The sequence below is a fragment of the Bartonella birtlesii IBS 325 genome (assembly GCF_000273375.1).
Lineage (GTDB): Bacteria > Pseudomonadota > Alphaproteobacteria > Rhizobiales > Rhizobiaceae > Bartonella > Bartonella birtlesii.
The window spans coordinates 1,542,475-1,544,027 of the sequence record NZ_CM001557.1 but is presented as its reverse complement, the minus strand read 5'-3'; the positions used below and the strand labels follow the sequence as shown (position 1 = coordinate 1,544,027).

The following is a 1,553-nucleotide window of genomic DNA, read 5'->3' as shown; positions in this document are numbered from 1 at the left end:
AAAAGCGGATAAATTTTTTCAAAAGGGTTTTTAAAGGCTGTTTATCCACAGCCCATGAGAGAGATCAGATCAGCAAAATAGTGAAATCTGCTATTCGTTTGACGTGTTCATCAAGACAAATGCACCATGGGCTTTAAAATATCAGAATGAGTATTTTGATAGGTTTTATGAAGCATATTATAGATAGGTTTTGTCTGTTTTTAAAACCCCCAAAACACCGACAAAACCCTCTTAAATATATATTAAAGATTGTATTTATGTGTTGTGTTTAATATAGGTTGTTCATTTGAAATGATTAACTTATTGAAATATAATAACTTTTATTTTTGACTAAAAATATATATAAAGGGGGATGTAAAAAGAACACCCAAAACCCCCATAACCCCCTAAACTCATAACCATAATGGCTTGATAACATTTCTTATGAGTTACAAGCTATCTTTTGAAAGGCTTTAAAGGATCTCATGTTTTAATTACTCAGTAAAATGATCACTTTTGTCAGTTCAATTTACTGACAGATAACTGACAAATATATATTATTGATTGTATTTATGGGGTGTATCTTAATAAGGGTTGTATCATTAAAATACTAACATATTGAAATATAATGTTTTTAACTTTTTATCTCATTAAAAAAATACTATAGGGGTTAGAGTTAACTGACTAAACTGACAAAAATGACAAAACTCTTTTTACAAAGCCACTCAGATCATTTGCTTATGGAAAAAAGTTCCTTGATGAGAAGGTCATAAAAAGAGTTTTGCGTGGTTGTCTTAAGACTTCAAAAGAGGTTTTTCATTGTTTTATGCTTTTGTTTTTAACGAAAGGATGCCACTCATAGCGTTTATCAGGACGCCGACCTAATTCATTTTCCCCTATAGGAAATTCACGAATATAGTTACAACGACATAAAAGCTCTAAAGCTTGTTTAACGGTTTGATTATCTTTTAAAGAACGCCAACACCGTCTATAGATATCTCTTGCTGTAAAAACATTGGGTAAACAATCACAGCGTTCAACAATCAATTTTGCACGCTCTGCTGTTAATGTATCATGCGCCGCATAAAGACGTTTTGCGTGACTTAACAGATATTTTTCCCAACGCAATGCTGTTGTAATGGCATAGAGACCAATTTCAAAACCACCACTATCAAGAAGTTCAAAAATCAACGCAAGGCTTGCTATGGTCTTTGGCATTTTTAAAACATGTGATTGTAAGCTTTCTGAGAAACAACCACTTTTTGCTTCTCTATGAAGGTTTTCCAACCATTCATAAAATTTCTCTTGTGCTTTTGGCATAAAACGCATGATCAGTGGATGTTCTGGAGAACCTAGTCGTTTATCACGAAAAGAGCGAAATACCCCTTCATATTTTTGCCAGCCCTCTTGATTGGGAGGTCTATCAATCAATTTCCACTCTTGATTTTCATCGGGCCACACAAGCATTTGAAAGCGTTGCAATAAGCCGTCATTATTTGTTCCATGGTGCATTGCTTGAATAATGGGAATGATGCGTGAAGGTTGAATGCCTCCAATTATTGATAACGTTACAT

1 protein-coding gene is annotated in these 1,553 nt (G+C 33.7%); it reads right to left on the bottom strand.

Annotated elements, in window-relative coordinates; all coding sequences use genetic code 11:
• Positions 1–795: 795 nt before the first annotated feature.
• On the bottom strand, positions 796–1,553 hold a 758-nt coding region (locus QWU_RS09395), incomplete at its 5' end, for a DUF3987 domain-containing protein (RefSeq protein ID WP_155816229.1).